Below are 15,433 nucleotides of genomic sequence, written 5' to 3' on the forward strand. Positions count from 1 at the left end.
CCTCAGAGGTCCTTTGCGGGCATCTATTCCGGCAAACACGGGAAGTACCCGCTTTGTTCCTACCCCCATGGTCGCACAGACGTCACCGCCCGGAGTGTGACCAGTGCCTCGCCACGCCGGCGGCGAGGTCGGCCAGGGTGCCGTACGGGTCCGCCAGGCTGCGCTCCACCGAGCCGGCGTGCTCGGCCACCGCGTACGACTCCTGCACGCCCGCCGCCGCCGCCTCGCGCCTGCCCACCGTGACCTGGCCCGCGAGCACCAGGCACGGCACGCCGCGCTCCGCCGAGCCGCTCGCCACGGCGGTCACCAGCTTCCCGCGCAGCGACTGCCAGTCGAAGCTCCCCTCACCGGTCACGGCCAGGTCGGCGTGGTCCAGAGCTTCATCCAACCGGGTGAGCTCGCGCACCATCCCCGCGCCGGACGCCACCTCGGCCCCGAGCGCCATCAACGCGGCCCCGAGACCACCCGCCGCGCCCGCGCCGGGCCGGTCGCGGACGTCGGCCAGCTCGTCCATCGCGGCCAGCCGCGCCTCCAGCCGGGCCACCGCCTCGGGTGACGCGCCCTTCTGCGGGCCGAACGTGCGCGCGGCGCCGTGCGGGCCCAGCAGCGGGTTCTCCACGTCCGCGGCGGCGACCAGCCGGGCGGTGACGGGACGGACCGCCTCGCGCAGCCCCGCGCCGCCGTCCGTCGTCCCCGACCCGCCGAGGCCGACCACGATCGTGTGCACCGCGGCGTCACCGGCCGCGTTGACCAGCTCGCCGACGCCCCGGGTGGTGGCGGTCTCGGCGGCCCGCGCCCGCTCGTCGACGGGGACCAGGTGCAGGCCACAGGCCTGGGCGGACTCGATGTAGGCGGTGCCGTCGTGCTCCAGCCACACCGCCTCGACGGGCGCGCCCAGGGGCCCGCTGACGGTCGTCGTGTGGAGGACGCCGCCCAGGGCGGCGTGCAGGACGTCCACGAAACCCGGCCCGCCGTCGGCCAGCGGGCGCAGGTGGAGCTCGTCGTCGGGAGCGGTGCGGCGCCAGCCCTCGGCCACGGCCTCGGCGACTTCCCGCGCGGTCAACGTTCCGCCGAAGCAGTCCGGCGCAATAACAACTCGCACCTCGCGAACAGTACTTATCGGGGCATCTCCTACTCTGGTGCGGTGAGGTTCCTGCGCCGCAACGCCGACGAAACCGCCGAGACCACCACCGAGGACGCTCCCGCGGAGGTGAACCCGGCCGATCCGTCGCGCACGCCAGGCAAGGGGCGGCCCACGCCGAAGCGACGCGAGGCCGAGGGCAAACGACGCGGCCCCGTGCCGCCGCCGCCGCGAACGCAGCGGGAGGCGTTGAAGCGGTCGCGCGGGAACAAGGTGTCCAAGGAAGAGCGCCGCGCCGCGGCGGTCGAGCGCCGGCAGCGGATGATGGCGGGCGAGGACAAGTACCTCCTGCCCCGCGACCGCGGCCCGGTGAAGGCCTACATCCGCGACGTGGTCGACTCGCGGCGCAACCTCATGGGCCTGTTCATGCCGCTGGCCATCCTGGTGTTCGTCGCGCTGCTCGTGCCGATGCCCGCGATCCAGCAGTACGCGACGCTGCTCACCACGTTCATGCTGCTGGCGATGATCGTCGAGGGCTTCGTGCTCGGCCGGATGGTGAACCGCCGGGTGCGGCTGAAGTTCCCCAACGACACCACCCGCGGCCTGTCCATCGGCTGGTACTCGTTCATCCGGGCCAGCCAGCTGCGCCGACTGCGGGTGCCCAAGCCCCGGGTCAGCCCCGGCGACAAGGTCTGACTCAGAGCAGGCTTCTGGCCTCCTCAGAGCAGGCCCCTGGCCTCCGCCCACCGGGTGGTCCGCGCGACCAGGTCGTGGAGGTGGTCGCCCGTCCGGTCGGGCGGCGGCCACTCCGCGTCCACCACCGCGGGCAGGTCATCGCGGATCACCCGCGCGATCGCCCGGACGCCGTCGTCGACGAATTCCGCGAAGAACCCCATCAGCCGCACGAGCATCGCGGTAGGGCGGTCCCAGGTGTTCTCATCGGTCGACTCGTCCCGGGCCGGGTGCGCCACGACGAAGCGGACATGACCGCACGCGCTGCGGACGGCTCCGCGCGAACGGGAGTTCATTAGCATGCCGAACGAGTCCTCACTAGACTCCCGGCCATGGAGTTCCGACGCCTCGGCCGCAGTGGCCTGAACATCAGCGAGATCTCGTACGGCAACTGGCTCACCCACGGTTCCCAGGTCGAGGAGGACCAGGCGACCGCGTGCGTCCGGGCCGCGCTCGACGCGGGCATCACCACGTTCGACACCGCCGACGTCTACGCCAACACGAAGGCGGAGTCGGTGCTCGGCCGCGCGCTGACCGGCCAGCGCCGCGAGTCGCTGGAGATCTTCACCAAGGTCTTCTGGCCGACCGGCCCCGGCGGCCCGAACGACAAGGGCCTCGGCCGCAAGCACATCATGGAGTCGATCAACGGCTCGCTGGAGCGGCTCCAGACCGACTACGTCGACCTCTACCAGGCGCACCGGTACGACAAGTCCGTGCCGCTGGAGGAGACGATGCTGGCCTTCGCCGACGTCGTCCGCTCCGGCAAGGCCCTCTACATCGGCGTGTCCGAGTGGAACGCCGACCAGATCGCCCGCGGCGCGGCCCTCGCGCGTGAGCTGAACGTGCCGTTCATCTCCAACCAGCCCCAGTACTCGATGCTGTGGCGCGTCATCGAGTCGCAGGTCGTGCCGACCTCCGAGCGCGAGGGCGTCAGCCAGATCGTGTGGTCGCCCATCGCCCAGGGCGTGCTGACCGGCAAGTACCTGCCGGGTCAGCCGGTGCCCGAGGGCTCGCGGGCGACCGACGAGACCGGCTCGAAGTTCATCCAGCGCTTCCTGCGCGACGAGGTGCTGACGAAGGTCCAGCAGCTCAAGCCGCTGGCCGACGAGGCCGGCCTGTCGCTGGCCCAGCTCGCGGTCGCGTGGACCCTGCAGAACCCGAACGTGGCCAGCGCGATCATCGGCGCGTCCCGCCCGGAGCAGGTGCACGAGAACGTCAAGGCCGCCGGCGTGAAGCTGGAGGACGAGCTGCTGAAGAAGATCGACGACGTGCTCGAAGGCGTCGTCGAGACCGACCCGCGGTTCACCGTCACCCCCTGACGCGCGGCGCCTCGCGAAGCCCCGCCCGGGACGTCCCGGGCGGGGCTTCGCGGTGAAGCCCGGTAGCTCACCACCGGCTCACCGGCCGGCCCGTTCAGTGGTGGCGTGCGCGAACCGGACGACCGGCGCCCCGGTGACCTCCTCGTGGAGCGGCTGGTCGGACTCGAGTCGGCGGGGGAACCGGCCGGCGCGGAGGCGTACCGGGGACCTCTACGAGCACGCCCACGACCGGGCGCTGCGGTCCGACCCGGACGGGAGCCGCTGGTCGGTGGCCCTGGCGGCGCACCCGAACGGCTCGGTGCGCGCCATCGCGGTCAGCGCCCTCGCCGAGGGCCGCGATCCCACGCACCAGGCGATCATGCTGGAAGCGCTGGCGTGCACGACATCGTCCACGTGCTCATCCGCTCGGGCGACCCCGGCTTCGGCCCCGCGCCGGTCGAGCACCTGCGGTCCCGCACGACCGGCTTGATCGCGGTCGCGGTCGCGCTCGGTCACCTCCGCGTCGCCGACGCCACCCGTCCGCTCGTCGACGCGCTGCGCACGACCGACGTCACGCAGGCGGTGACCGTGCTGCGGGCGTTGGGCAGGATCGGGGCGGAGGAGGCGGCGCCGGCGGTCAGGTCGATGCTCGACCACCACGACGCGGAGGTGCGCGAGGCCGCCCTGCTCGCCCTGGCCCGGATCGGTGGCCCGCTGGTCGTCCCCGCCGCCCTGGCCGCCTCCGACGACGGCGACCCGTCCGTCCGGGGAGGCGCCATCCGGGTGCCGGCCGCGCACGGTGATCAGCGCGCCGTCGGACGTCTGGCGGCGGCGTGCGACGGCCGGCGCGCCCGCAAGCTCGCCGGACGAGCCCTCGCACGCATCGGCGCACGGCCGCGGGTGCGCCGACGCGGCCACCGCCCTGCGCCGCATCGCCCCGCCCGACCTGCCCGACCGCCTGGCCGCAGCCCGGCGCGACCCGCACCCGGCCGTCCGGGCCGCGGCCACCGCCGGCACCAGATCACGTCACCGGCAGTGCGTCACTCGGCCGGGGACAGGGACATCGGGCCGTAGACCTCGGACTCGCTGCGCAGCAACGTCACCTGGGCGACGCCCGACTCCCGCAGCTCGACCCACGCGGAGGAGAACCAGTCCTCGGCGGCGGTCTGGTCGGGGAACGCGAACCGCGGCCCGTCGACCTCGTGCCCCTGCTCGTCCTGGTACCGCCACCGGTACTCCATGACGGACCTCCTCGCGCTGTGCCGTGCGGGTAACGTTCCCGGTCAGGCTATGTCCTCCTGGAACGGTTGGAGTGCGGTGTGACGCGTCGGACACTGGTGCTGGGCGGCGCGCGTTCGGGCAAGTCCGCGCACGCCGAGGGCCTGCTCGCGGAAGACGTGGTGACCTACGTCGCGACCGCGCGCCGCTACCCCGACGACGCCGACTGGGAGCTGCGCATCGCCCGGCACGTCGCCCGCCGCCCCACCACCTGGACCACGGTCGAGGCGCCCGCGCCGAGCGACCTGATCGCGCTGCTCACCGCCACCAGCGAAGCCGACCCGCCGATCCTGGTGGACGACATCGCCACCTGGCTCAACGGTGTGCTGGACGACGCGGGCGCGTGGGAGGGCCACGGCATGGGCCAGGTCGAGCAGGAGTGCGCGGCACTGGTCCGGGCGGTCGCCACTACCCGCGCCCGGCTGGTCCTCGTCTCGGCGGAGGTCGGCCTAGGCGTCGTGCCCAGCACGCACTCTGGCAGGCTCTTCCGCGATCACCTCGGCTCGCTCAACGCGCGGCTGGCCGAGGTGTGCGACGAAGTGCTGCTGGTCGTCGCCGGAATCCCACTGCGACTGCGCGAACCCGGAGGTAGTCGGTGACCATCGAGTTCCCGTCCGTCGAGCCGCCCAGCGCGGACGTGCGCGCCAAGGCGTCGGCCAGGCACGCCGTGCTCACCAAGCCCGTCGGTTCACTGGGCAGGCTGGAGGAGCTCGGCGCCTGGGTGGCCGCCTGCCAGGGCGAATGCCCGCCCAAGCCCTTCACCCGCCCCCGGGTGGTCGTCTTCGCGGGCGACCACGGGATCGCCAAGCACGGCGTCTCGGCCTACCCGCCCGAGGTGACCAGCCAGATGGTGGCGAACTTCCTGGCCGGCGGCGCGGCGGTGAACGTCCTGGCCAACGTCGCGGGCGCGACCGTCCGCGTGGTCGACCTGGCCGTCGACTCGGAGACCCCGGTGGGCGACGTGAAGGTCCGCCGCGGCTCCGGCTCCATCGACCGCGAGGACGCCCTGACCCTCGACGAGGCCGAGCAGGCCATCGAGACCGGCCGCAAGCTCGTGGACGACGAGGTCGACGGCGGCGCGGACCTGCTCATCGCCGGCGACATGGGCATCGGCAACACCACCCCCGCCGCGGTCCTCATCGCCGCGCTCACCGGCTCCGAGCCGGTGGCCGTGGTGGGTCGGGGAACCGGCATCGACGACCAGGGCTGGATGCGCAAGACCGCCGCGATCCGCGACGCCCTGCGCCGCGCCCGTCCGGTGATCAACGACCCGGTGGCCCTGCTCGCCGCCTCCTCCGGCGCGGACATCGCCGCCATGGTCGGCTTCCTCGCCCAAGCCGCCGTCCGCAAGACCCCGGTCATCCTCGACGGCGTGGTGTCCGGCGCGGCGGCCGTGGTCGCCGAAGAGCTCGCGCCCGGCGCCCGTGACTGGTGGGTCGCCGGCCACCGCTCCGTCGAACCCGCGCACGCCCTGGCCCTCGGCCACCTCAGCCTCGACCCGCTGCTGGAGTTCGACATGCGCCTGGGCGAGGGCTCCGGCGCCGTGGCGGCCCTCCCCCTGGTCGTGATGGCGACCCGGATCCTGGCCGAGATGGCGACGTTCGACAGCGCGGGCGTCTCCGGACCCGCCTGATGCGCCTGGCGTTGTCCTGGCTGACCGTCCTGCCCGTCCGCGTCGGCTCCAACGAGGTCGACGCGCGGGCAGCACGGCGCGCCATCGCCTTCGCACCCCTGGTCGGCCTCCTGCTGGGCGCAGCAGCGGCAGCCCTGCTCCTCCTGCCGCTACCGGGTCTCGTCGCGGGTTTCCTGGTCGTCGGCTTCCTGGCCCTGGCCACCCGCGGCATGCACCTGGACGGCCTCGCCGACACCGCCGACGGCCTGGGCTGCTACGGCCCACCCGAACGCGCCCTGGCCGTCATGAAGGACGGCGGCGCCGGACCGTTCGCGGTGGTGGCGCTGATCGTCGTGCTGGGAGCGGAAGCCGCCGCCTTCCCCAGCGTCGACCGGGGAGCCGTCCTCCTGGCCCTGACCACCGGCCGCGCCGCGTTCATCCTCTGCTGCCTGCGCGGCGTCCCCGCCGCCCGACCGCAAGGCCTCGGCGCACTGGTCGCCGGCACCCAACCACCGTGGGTGGCCATCACGTGGTGGACCGCCCTGACCGTCGCGGCCTACTTCGTCCACCCCTGGCAAGGCCCGCTCTCAATCGCCCTCGCCGCCACCCTGACCCTCGTCCTGATCCACCACACCCGAAAGCGATTCGGCGGGATCACCGGCGACGTCCTGGGCGCAGCCTGCGAAACGGCCACCCTGACCGTCCTCGTCATCAACTCGCTCTGAATGCCCGCAGAGGCCCGATGTGACATGGGTTCGGGGCCCCATGTCACATCGAGCCGGGCTTGAGCGAACAGATGTCGTGCCCGAACCGACCAACCCTCAGTTGATCTTGACCATCCACCCGTGCGGATCCGCCACCAAGCCCTGCTGGATGCCGGTCAGGTGGTTGCGGAGCTTCATCGTCACATCCCCCGTCACCCCACCGGAGACGGCGAACTCACCAGCCGCGTGCTTCACGTGACCCACCGGCGTGATCACCGCGGCCGTGCCGCAGGCGAACACCTCGGTCAGCTCGCCGGACTCGGCCTTCTTCTCCCACTCCTCGGTGGAGATCCGGCGCTCCTCCACCGCGTGACCGAAGTCAGCCGCCAACCGCAGCAACGAGTCACGCGTGATCCCCGGCAGCAGCGCGCCGGACAGCTCCGGCGTCACGACCCGCGCGTCCTCGCCGGTGCCGAGGACGAAGAACAGGTTCATCCCGCCCATCTCCTCGACCCACCGCCGCTCCACCGCGTCGAGCCACACGACCTGGTCGCACCCCTGCTCGGCGGCCTGCGCCTGCGCCACCAACGACGCCGCGTAGTTGCCCGCGAACTTGGCCGCGCCGGTCCCGCCGGGCGCCGCGCGCACGTACTCCGTCGACAACCACACCGTCACGGGCTTCAACCCGCCCGCGAAGTACGACCCGGCGGGCGACGCGATGAGCACGTACACGTACTCCTTCGCCGGCCGCACGCCGAGGCCCTTCTCCGTCGAGAACATGAACGGCCGCAGGTACAGCGACTCCTCGGGGATGGCGGGCACCCACCGGTCGTCCACGGCCAGCAGTTCCCGGATCGACTCCAGGAACAGCTCGTCGGGCAGCTCGGGCATCGCCAACCGGCGCGCGGACGCGCGGAAGCGCTCGGCGTTGGCCGAGGGGCGGAAGGACGCGATCGATCCGTCGGGCTGGCGGTAGGCCTTGAGCCCTTCGAAGATCGCCTGGCCGTAGTGCAGCACCATGGCCGCCGGGTCCAGCTCCAGCGAGTGGTAGGGCTCGACGACGGCGTCGTGCCAGCCCTGCTCCTGGTTCCAGCGGATCGTCACCATGTGGTCGGTGAAGTGCTGCCCGAAGCCCGGCTCGGCGAGTACCTCCGCAACGCGCTCCGGGGTCGCCGGCTGCGGGTTGGGGGTCCGGGTGAAAGGCAACGCGGTCGTCATGACAGCACGATAGCCGCCACTTCTACGTCAGAAAATCGCTGTCCCGACGCTCGGACGTCCGACCATCCAAATGCACCCGACCGGGCGCTCTCCGGCCCGGCCTGCCGACCCCGGACTACCTCCTGCCCGCCTTCACCACGACCGCCTGCCGAGCACGACCCAGCGCGAGCAACCCGGTACCGAGCGCGAGCGCCACCCCGGTGATCACCAACGCGTCGGCGGGCGCGCTCATCGCCAGCAGCACCGACAGCCCCAACCCCAGGCACGCCGTGCGCATCGGCCACGTCCGGTCCTCTTGCAGCAACACCCGCGCCGAGGCGTTCGTGAAGCCGTAGTAGAACGCCGTGCCGCACGCGCCCACCGCCAGCGCCGTGGCCGGCGGCAGCGCCACGACCGCGCCGATCGCCAGCGCCGCGCTCACCACGTCCAGCGGCCAGGCCGCCCGGATCGCCGGCAGATCGCCCGTCTCGGTCAGCCCGACCAGCGTCCGCCGTGCCGACGCGAGCACGAAGAACAGCGACGACACGGCCGCCACCGCCGCGCCGACCGAGAGCACGGGCAGCAGCCACCGCCCGTCGGCCACGATCAGCGCGTCCCGCAGCGGCGCCGGCGACAACGCCAGCCGCGCCGGTCCGAGCTGCCGCAGCACCGCCGCACCGACCGCGCCGGCCACCAGCAGCGCCACCCCGATCGCCACCGGCACCGCGACGTGCAGCACCCGGGCGGAGAACTCCTGGTCACCGCGTCGGGGGGCGGTCACCCGCTCGAACCCGACGAACACCGCGAACAGCAGCAGCGCCGCGCCCATCACACCGTCGAACCCAGGCGCTCCCCCGGCGCCTACCGCCCCCTCGACGCCCACCGGACCTTCGACGCCGACCGGCGGCGTCACGGGGTTCTCCGGCGGCGCGACCGAGAAGCACACCAGCACCACGAGGGTCAGCACGCCGAGCACGACCGCCACCGCCGCCACGCTCAGCCTGGTGCTCCACCGGACCCCGGCCGCACCCAACCCCGCGGTCACCGCGATCAGCCCCACGGCCGCCGGCAGCCGGTGCTCGGGGACTACGTACGCCCCGAACATCCCGGCCAACGCCGCCGCCATCCCCGCTCTGCCGACGAGGTGCGCGCCGGCGCCGATGCGCGCGGGCCAAGGCCCGAGCTGGTTGCGGATGTACGCGTACCCGCCGGGCGCGTCCGGGTAGGCCCGGTGCTGGTCGGCGGTCGAGAAGGCGCAGCACAGCGCGGCCACGGCGGCTAAAACCAGGCCGGGGAGGAACCAGGGGCCCGCGACGGCCGCGGCGGGGGCGAATCCGGTGAAGACACCGGCCCCCAGCGTCGCGCCGAGAGCGAGCGCCACGGCCCCGGCACGGGGCGTGATTGTCACCGGTACACAGTCCCAGATCAACCGAGTGACCGCTAACGCCCGCCCGGCTGACGCCCGTTCGTGTTAATTGTTACTCATTGCAATCGAAGGTGCGGCGGTCATGAGTGTGAACGAGACCTTTAGCATTCGTCACCACCCACCCCCATCCCGCCGCACGACCAGAAAGTGCCGGGAGGACCCCGTCAAGGAGCCGCAGTGACCGCGCCGAAGCTGGCCATCACCGACAGTGACCCGAGCAGCACCACCGCCGACGCCGTTGTGGTGGGCACAGTCCAGGGACCGGACGGTCTCGCCCTCGCGGCCGGGTCGGAGGCGGTGAACGCCGCGTTCGACGGCGCGCTGCTGGACGTGCTCGACGCCGTCGGCGCGAGCGGCAAGGCCGAAGAGGTCGTGACCGTGCCGGCGCTCGGCAAGCTCGCCGCCCGCGTCGTGCTCGCCGTCGGCCTGGGCAAGCCCGCCGACGACGGCTCGGTCACCGAGGACCAGGTGCGCCGCGCGTCCGGCGCCGCCGCCCGCGCGCTGTCCGGCCGCAAGCGCGCCGTCACCACGCTGTCGGCCCTGCACCTCGGCCCGGCCGTCGAGGGCACCGTGATGGGCTCGTACTCGTTCACCGCCTACAAGTCGAACAAGGGCGACGGCCCGGTCGCGCGCGTCGACCTCGTCGCGCCCGCCGAGGGCAACATCCGGGCGCACCGCGCGACGCTCAAGGCGTCCACCGCGATCGCCGAGGCCGTCACCGCGACCCGCGACCTCGTCAACACCCCGCCGAACGACCTGTTCCCGGCGTCGTTCGCGGACCGGGCCGCCGCCCTGGCCAAGGCCGAGGGCCTCGAGGTGGAGATCCTGGACGAGAAGGCGCTGCGCAAGCAGGGCTTCGGCGGCATCCTCGGCGTCGGCGGCGGCTCCAGCCGTCCGCCGCGCCTGGTCCGCATCACCTACCGCGGCCCGAAGGCGGGCAAGAAGGTCGCGCTGGTCGGCAAGGGCATCACCTTCGACACCGGCGGCATCTCGATCAAGCCCGCCGCGGGCATGGACGAGATGACCTCGGACATGGGCGGCGCGGCGGCCGTGATCGCCACCGTCGTGCTGGCCGCGAAGCTGAAGTACCCGCTGGAGGTAACCGCCTGGGCCCCGATGGCGGAGAACATGCCGTCGGGCACCGCCTACCGGCCCGGCGACGTGCTCACCATGTACGGCGGCAAGACCGTCGAGGTGCTCAACACCGACGCCGAAGGCAGGCTGATCCTGTCCGACGCGATCGTGCGCGCCTGCGAGGACGCGCCGGACTACCTGATCGAGACGTCCACGCTGACCGGCGCGCAGGTCGTGGCGCTCGGCAAGCGGACCGCCGGCGTCATGGGCACCGAGGAGTTCCGCGACCGGGTGGCGGCGATCGGGCGCGCGGTCGGCGAGCAGGCGTGGGCCATGCCGCTGCCGGACGAGCTGCGCGGCGACCTCGACTCGAAGGTGGCCGACCTCGCGAACGTGGCCGGGCACCGGTTCGGCGGGATGCTCGCCGCGGGCGTGTTCCTGCGCGAGTTCGTGGCCGAGGGCGTGACCTGGGCGCACATCGACGTGGCCGGCCCGTCGTTCCACACCGGCGGCCCGTACGGGTACACCACCAAGGGTGGCACCGGCGTCCCGGTGCGCACCATGGCGGCGGTGCTGGCGGACATCGCGGCGAACGGGTAGCGGCACCGGCCTCCGGCCGGGCCGACCTTCAGTCGGCCACGCTGATCGCCCTGCCCACGGATCCCGGGTCGACCAGGCACCGCAACACCAGCGACGCCAGGTCGGCCCGGGACACCCGCATGCCCCCGCGCACGTTCGTGTCCACCGCGGTCCGGAACGCGTCCGTGCGCGGCCCGTCGGTCAGCTGCGGCGGGCGGACGATCGTCCACTCCAGACCGCTCGCGCGCACGACGTCCTCCATCCGCGCCATGTCGCCCCACGGGTGCTTGAGCACCTGGCGCAGGATCGGCTTGACCAGGTAACGGCTGAACGGGTCGTCACCGTCGGTCACCATGCCGCTGTTGCTCACCACGACCAGCCGGCGCACGTCGTGCGCCCTCATCGCCGTGATCACCGACTTGGTGCTGTCGGTCTGCACGGACGTCGGCTTGCGCGCCGCGCGCGTGCCGATCGCCGAGACGACGGCGTCCGCGCCGGCCAGGTGCGGCCCGATCGAGTCGGGGTCCATCACGTCGGCCACGGTGTCGCGGCCGTTGCGCGTGCGCACGATGGCGGTGACCTCGTGCCCCGCTTCCCTGGCCAGCTCCACCACCTTGGTGCCGGTGCCGCCGCTGGCACCCAGAACGGTGATCTTCATGCTCCACCCCTAGCTGTATGAGGCCTGGACGTTGGTGACGCCGGTGTGGAGTCGGCTGGCTGGTGGTCGGTTTCCGGCGGTGGTGTGGGGTCGATGGTAGTTGTAATGCACGTTCCACACGGTTAGGGCGTCGGTGCGGTGTTGTTCGCTGGTCCAGACGTGGGCGTAGAGGAATTCCTCGCCCAGGATGCGCTGGTAGCGTTCGACTTTGCCGTTGTGGCGTGGGGTGTAGGGCGTGATGCGCTGGTGGCGGGCGCCGCGTAGCGCGGTGGCGAAGTCGTGGGCGCGGTAGCAGGAGCCGTTGTCGGTGACGATGCGGTGGATGCGGGTGATGCCGTGGGCGGCGAAGAAGGCCCGCGCGCGGTGGGTGAAGCCGATCGCGGTGCGGGCTTTCTCGTCGGGGAGGGCTTCGGTGTAGGCCAGGCGGGAGAACCCGTCGACCGCGGAGTGCAGGTAGGTGTAGCTGCGCCGCGCACCGGACTTGCCGGTGGCGGTGTTCTTGGCGCGTTCGACCTGTTTGGCCTGCTCGCTGCCCTTGCCGTGGACGCGCCATCCGCCGCCGTCGGGGATGACGCCGACCTTCTTCACGTCCAGGTGGACCATGTGGCCGGGCCAGCGGGCGACGATCCGCCGCGGTGTCCGGTTGTTCTCCCCGGTGGGGTCGAGGAAGCGGCGGCGGTTGAGCCCGAGGTGGGCCAGGTGCCGGCCCACCGTGCGCACCGAGACGGCGGTGCCCTCGGCCATGAGTTCCAGGGCGATGCGGCGGGCCGACCACTTACGGTCCCGACGCAGCCGCTCGATCCGGACCACCACCTCGGCCGGGGTCGCGGTGGGATGCCGGTGCGGAGCGCTGGGGCGGTCGGACAACCCGGCCTCGCCGAAGCGGCGGTGGCGGTTGACCCACTTGGAGGCGCACTGCCGGGAGATGCCCATATCAGCCGCGACGTGGGCGATCGGGCGGGTCTTGCAGCGTTCGACGAGGCGGTGGCGGCCTTCGACGGACAGCGGGGCGTTACGGTGGAGCACGGACGGGTCTTTCTGCTCGGCGGATGTGTTGGTCGCACTTCCATCCTGCCGCCGAAAGACCCGTCCCCTCGCCTCAGCCCTCGTCAGCTGTCACCAACGTCATGACCCGCAACACCTAGCGGTTGGTGAGTGCTTACTAACCACTAGGGTAGCCCCATGAGCACACGCGACCGCATGCTCGACGCGGCGGCCCACGTCATGCGCACCAAAGGGCTCGCGCGGACGACCACCAAGGAGATCGCCAAGGCGGCGGGCTTCTCGGAAGCGGCGCTCTACAAGCACTTCGCGGACAAGACCGAGCTGTTCCTCGCCGTGCTGAGGGAACGCGCCCCCAGCGACCTGGCCGGGCTGCTGGCGGGGCTGGAAGCCGGGCGCGGCGACGTCCGGGAGACGTTGGCCGGCATCGCGCGGGCCGCGGTCGCGTTCTACGTCGAGACGTTCCCGATCGCCGCGTCGATCTTCTCCGAACCCGCGTTGCTCGCCGCGCACCGCGAAGCCCTGAAGGCGCACGGGGCGGGCCCGGCGATGGTGCCCGAGACGCTCGCGCGGTACTTGGCGGCGGAGCGGGCGCTGGGGAGGCTGCCCGCCGGGGTCGACCCGGGCCCGGCGGCCGACCTGCTCCTGGGCGCCTGCCACTACCAGGCGTTCCTGGGGTTCTTCTCGGACCGGCCGGTGGACGCGGAGGCGCTGGTCAGGACGCTGTGGGACGGGGTGGGAAGGGCTTAGCGCCAGCGCGGCGCAGCGGGGCGCGGTGCGGCGAGGCGCGGTGCGGCAGGGTGCGGTGCGGCAGGGTGCGGTGCGGCAGGGTGCGGTGCGGCAGGGTGCGGTGCGGCAGGGTGCGGCGGCCCGGACCGATCGGCAGGACCGGGAAGCCGGGTGCGAACAGGGTGAGAGCGGGTGGGGTCAGCCCTGGTTCTTGCGTCGCGAGTACTCCCGCATCCGCTTCGGGTAGCCGACGATGCCCGCGTCGTAGATCGGGATCTCCAGCTTCTTGGCCAACCGCTTGGCGCCCTCGGTGCCGTCGATCCGGCGACGCGTCCACTCACCGTCGTGCGCGACGAGCACGATCGTGGTTTCCGTCACGGTCGTCTTGGGCTCGACGTACGCCTCCACGCCGCGGCGCGCGGCGGCCCACTGCTCCAAGTGGCCGGTGTCCGTGGACGTGGCCGATCGCAGCACGCCGGGGCGCTGCTTCCTGCGAAAACGGTCGAACAGCCCCACCGGGCCACCTCCTGCAAGGACTTCTGTCGACCATGGTGCCGGCGCGGGTGTGAAGGTGGGGGCAAATCGCCCGAAGACCGACACCGCGTCGCGGGCGTTCGCGCGGTAGTGACAAGATGGCAACTACACGCGCGCACCCGCGCGGAGTAAGGCATCAAGCTCTCCAGGGAGAACCCGTGACCGACACCTCCGCCGACCTTGTGATCCTCGGTGGCGGCTCGGGCGGCTACGCCTGCGCGTTCCGCGCGGCCGAGCTCGGCCTGTCCGTCATCCTGGTCGAGAAGGACAAGCTGGGGGGCACGTGCCTGCACCGCGGCTGCATCCCGACCAAGGCGCTGCTGCACGCGGCGGAGGTCGCGGACAACGCGCGCGAGGGTGACCAGTTCGGCGTGAAGTCCTCCCTGGAGGGCATCGACATCGCGGGCGTCAACTCCTACAAGGACGGCGTCGTCAGCCGGCTCTACAAGGGCCTCCAGGGCCTGGTCAAGGCCAACAAGGTGACCCTGGTCGAGGGCGCGGGCAGGTTCGTCGGCCCGAATACCGTCGAGGTGGACGGTCAGCGCTACACCGGCAAGAACGTCGTGCTGGCGACCGGTTCGTACGCCCGCAGCCTGCCCGGTCTGGAGATCGGCGGCCGGGTCGTCACGAGCGACCAGGCGCTCAACCTGGACTTCATCCCGGAGAAGGTCGTCGTGCTCGGCGGCGGCGTGATCGGCGTCGAGTTCGCCAGCGTGTGGGCCTCCTTCGGCGCGGACGTGACCATCGTCGAGGCGCTGCCCCGCCTGGTCCCGGCCGAGGACGAGTACGCGTCCAAGCAGCTCGAACGCGCCTTCCGCCGGCGCGGCATCAAGTTCAAGACCGGCGTGAAGTTCACCGGCGCGACGCAGAACGAGTCGGGCGTGTCGGTCACGCTCGAGTCCGGCGACGTGCTCGACGCCGACCTGCTGCTGGTGGCCGTCGGCCGCGGCCCCAACACCGCCGGCCACGGCTACGAGGAAGCCGGCGTGCGGATGGAGCGCGGTTTCGTCACCACCGACGAGCGGCTGCGCACGAGCGTCCCGGGCGTGTACGCCGTCGGCGACATCGTGCCCGGCCTGCAGCTCGCGCACCGCGGCTTCCAGCAGGGCATCTTCGTCGCCGAGGACATCGCCGGGCAGAACCCGAAGGTCATCGACGAGGCGGGCATCCCGCGCGTCACCTACTGCAAGCCCGAGGTCGCGTCGGTCGGCCTCTCCGAGGCGGCGGCCAAGGAGAAGTACGGTTCGGTCGAGACGTTCGTCTACGACCTCGCGGGCAACGGCAAGAGCCAGATCCTGAAGACCGCCGGCGGTGTCAAGCTCGTCAAGGCGCCCGACGGCCCGGTGGTCGGTGTCACCATGGTCGGCGAGCGGGTCGGCGAGCTGATCGGTGAGGCCCAGCTCATCTACAGCTGGGAGGCCTACCCCGAGGACGTGGCTCCGCTGATCCACGCCCACCCGACCCAGACAGAAGCCCTCGGCGAGGCTTTCCTCGCCTTGGCCGGCAAGCCGCTGCACGTGCACGGCTGA

At 72.4% G+C, this 15,433-nt stretch carries 18 protein-coding genes; 9 read left to right on the forward strand and 9 right to left on the reverse strand.

Translation table 11 applies throughout. The annotated features are described in order from the left end of the window. Nucleotides 1-82: 82 nt before the first annotated feature. Nucleotides 83-1,102 carry a glycerate kinase family protein gene (locus EDD40_RS15015; RefSeq protein ID WP_123743459.1) on the reverse strand — a complete coding sequence of 340 codons (1,020 nt, stop codon included), beginning with the start codon at nucleotides 1,100-1,102 and terminating at the stop codon, nucleotides 83-85. A gap of 42 nt (nucleotides 1,103-1,144) precedes the next feature. Between EDD40_RS15015 and EDD40_RS15020 the strand changes: the two genes are divergently transcribed. Beyond that, the gene (locus EDD40_RS15020) at nucleotides 1,145-1,777 is read left to right on the forward strand and encodes a DUF3043 domain-containing protein (protein ID WP_123743460.1); all 633 of its coding nucleotides are present in this window, start codon (nucleotides 1,145-1,147) and stop codon (nucleotides 1,775-1,777) included. Between the two features lie 23 nt (nucleotides 1,778-1,800). Here the strand turns inward: EDD40_RS15020 and EDD40_RS15025 are convergent, their stop codons facing one another. Next, complete coding sequence (locus tag EDD40_RS15025; protein ID WP_148088805.1) at nucleotides 1,801-2,115, reverse strand: hypothetical protein; 315 nt, start codon at nucleotides 2,113-2,115, stop codon at nucleotides 1,801-1,803. 30 nt (nucleotides 2,116-2,145) lie between these two features. Between EDD40_RS15025 and EDD40_RS15030 the strand changes: the two genes are divergently transcribed. Next, nucleotides 2,146-3,132 carry an aldo/keto reductase family protein gene (locus tag EDD40_RS15030; RefSeq protein WP_123743462.1) on the forward strand — a complete coding sequence of 329 codons (987 nt, stop codon included), beginning with the start codon at nucleotides 2,146-2,148 and terminating at the stop codon, nucleotides 3,130-3,132. Between the two features lie 210 nt (nucleotides 3,133-3,342). Here the strand turns inward: EDD40_RS15030 and EDD40_RS41725 are convergent, their stop codons facing one another. After that, nucleotides 3,343-3,513 (reverse strand): hypothetical protein, encoded by a 171-nt coding sequence (locus tag EDD40_RS41725; RefSeq protein ID WP_170185089.1) that lies wholly within the window; start codon nucleotides 3,511-3,513, stop codon nucleotides 3,343-3,345. Here EDD40_RS41725 and EDD40_RS15035 point away from each other — a divergent pair. Next, the gene (locus tag EDD40_RS15035; protein WP_170185090.1) at nucleotides 3,508-4,185 is read left to right on the forward strand and encodes a HEAT repeat domain-containing protein; all 678 of its coding nucleotides are present in this window, start codon (nucleotides 3,508-3,510) and stop codon (nucleotides 4,183-4,185) included. The genes EDD40_RS41725 and EDD40_RS15035 overlap by 6 nt on opposite strands. Here EDD40_RS15035 and EDD40_RS15040 read toward each other — a convergent pair. After that, nucleotides 4,152-4,352 (reverse strand): hypothetical protein, encoded by a 201-nt coding sequence (locus EDD40_RS15040; RefSeq protein ID WP_123743464.1) that lies wholly within the window; start codon nucleotides 4,350-4,352, stop codon nucleotides 4,152-4,154. The genes EDD40_RS15035 and EDD40_RS15040 overlap by 34 nt on opposite strands. A 78-nt stretch (nucleotides 4,353-4,430) precedes the next feature. Between EDD40_RS15040 and cobU the strand changes: the two genes are divergently transcribed. From cobU to cobS, 3 genes are read left to right on the forward strand one after another with little or no spacing between them, the layout of a single operon-like run. Beyond that, nucleotides 4,431-4,988, forward strand: a complete 558-nt coding sequence (gene cobU / locus EDD40_RS15045; protein WP_123743465.1) for a bifunctional adenosylcobinamide kinase/adenosylcobinamide-phosphate guanylyltransferase — start codon at nucleotides 4,431-4,433, stop codon at nucleotides 4,986-4,988. Next, nucleotides 4,985-6,022: a nicotinate-nucleotide--dimethylbenzimidazole phosphoribosyltransferase gene (gene cobT / locus EDD40_RS15050; RefSeq protein ID WP_123743466.1), complete on the forward strand. Its 1,038-nt coding sequence runs from the start codon at nucleotides 4,985-4,987 to the stop codon at nucleotides 6,020-6,022. Before cobU ends, cobT begins: the two co-directional genes overlap by 4 nt. After that, complete coding sequence (gene cobS, locus EDD40_RS15055) at nucleotides 6,022-6,726, forward strand: adenosylcobinamide-GDP ribazoletransferase (protein ID WP_123743467.1); 705 nt, start codon at nucleotides 6,022-6,024, stop codon at nucleotides 6,724-6,726. The genes cobT and cobS overlap by 1 nt, the downstream gene beginning before the upstream one ends. A gap of 96 nt (nucleotides 6,727-6,822) precedes the next feature. On the opposite strand, the gene EDD40_RS15060 is transcribed toward cobS, so the two are convergent. Both EDD40_RS15060 and EDD40_RS15065 read right to left on the reverse strand, forming a co-directional pair. Further along, entirely contained in the window at nucleotides 6,823-7,923 is a 1,101-nt protein-coding gene (locus EDD40_RS15060) for a branched-chain amino acid aminotransferase (RefSeq protein WP_123743468.1), read from the reverse strand. 115 nt (nucleotides 7,924-8,038) lie between these two features. Continuing rightward, a complete protein-coding gene (locus EDD40_RS15065; protein ID WP_148088806.1) occupies nucleotides 8,039-9,310 on the reverse strand; it encodes an amino acid permease in 1,272 nt (423 codons plus the stop codon). A 195-nt stretch (nucleotides 9,311-9,505) separates the two neighbouring features. On the opposite strand from EDD40_RS15065, the gene EDD40_RS15070 reads away from it, so the two are divergent. Further along, nucleotides 9,506-11,002, forward strand: a complete 1,497-nt coding sequence (locus tag EDD40_RS15070; protein ID WP_123743470.1) for a leucyl aminopeptidase — start codon at nucleotides 9,506-9,508, stop codon at nucleotides 11,000-11,002. Between the two features lie 28 nt (nucleotides 11,003-11,030). Here EDD40_RS15070 and EDD40_RS15075 read toward each other — a convergent pair whose 3' ends face one another. Together EDD40_RS15075 and EDD40_RS15080 are read right to left on the reverse strand one after the other, a co-directional pair. Beyond that, nucleotides 11,031-11,639 (reverse strand): NAD(P)-dependent oxidoreductase, encoded by a 609-nt coding sequence (locus tag EDD40_RS15075; RefSeq protein ID WP_123743471.1) that lies wholly within the window; start codon nucleotides 11,637-11,639, stop codon nucleotides 11,031-11,033. A gap of 9 nt (nucleotides 11,640-11,648) precedes the next feature. Continuing rightward, complete coding sequence (locus EDD40_RS15080; protein WP_123743472.1) at nucleotides 11,649-12,665, reverse strand: IS481 family transposase; 1,017 nt, start codon at nucleotides 12,663-12,665, stop codon at nucleotides 11,649-11,651. Between the two features lie 156 nt (nucleotides 12,666-12,821). On the opposite strand from EDD40_RS15080, the gene EDD40_RS15085 reads away from it, so the two are divergent. After that, nucleotides 12,822-13,391, forward strand: a complete 570-nt coding sequence (locus tag EDD40_RS15085; RefSeq protein ID WP_123743473.1) for a TetR/AcrR family transcriptional regulator — start codon at nucleotides 12,822-12,824, stop codon at nucleotides 13,389-13,391. A 177-nt stretch (nucleotides 13,392-13,568) separates the two neighbouring features. Here the strand turns inward: EDD40_RS15085 and EDD40_RS15095 are convergent, their stop codons facing one another. Further along, nucleotides 13,569-13,886: an oxidoreductase gene (locus EDD40_RS15095; protein WP_123743474.1), complete on the reverse strand. Its 318-nt coding sequence runs from the start codon at nucleotides 13,884-13,886 to the stop codon at nucleotides 13,569-13,571. 176 nt (nucleotides 13,887-14,062) lie between these two features. Here EDD40_RS15095 and lpdA point away from each other — a divergent pair, with 176 nt between their 5' ends. Next, nucleotides 14,063-15,433, forward strand: a complete 1,371-nt coding sequence (gene lpdA, locus EDD40_RS15100) for a dihydrolipoyl dehydrogenase (protein ID WP_123743475.1) — start codon at nucleotides 14,063-14,065, stop codon at nucleotides 15,431-15,433.

It is taken from the genome of Saccharothrix texasensis (assembly GCF_003752005.1).
In the GTDB taxonomy this organism is placed as follows: Bacteria; Actinomycetota; Actinomycetes; order Mycobacteriales; family Pseudonocardiaceae; genus Actinosynnema; species Actinosynnema texasense.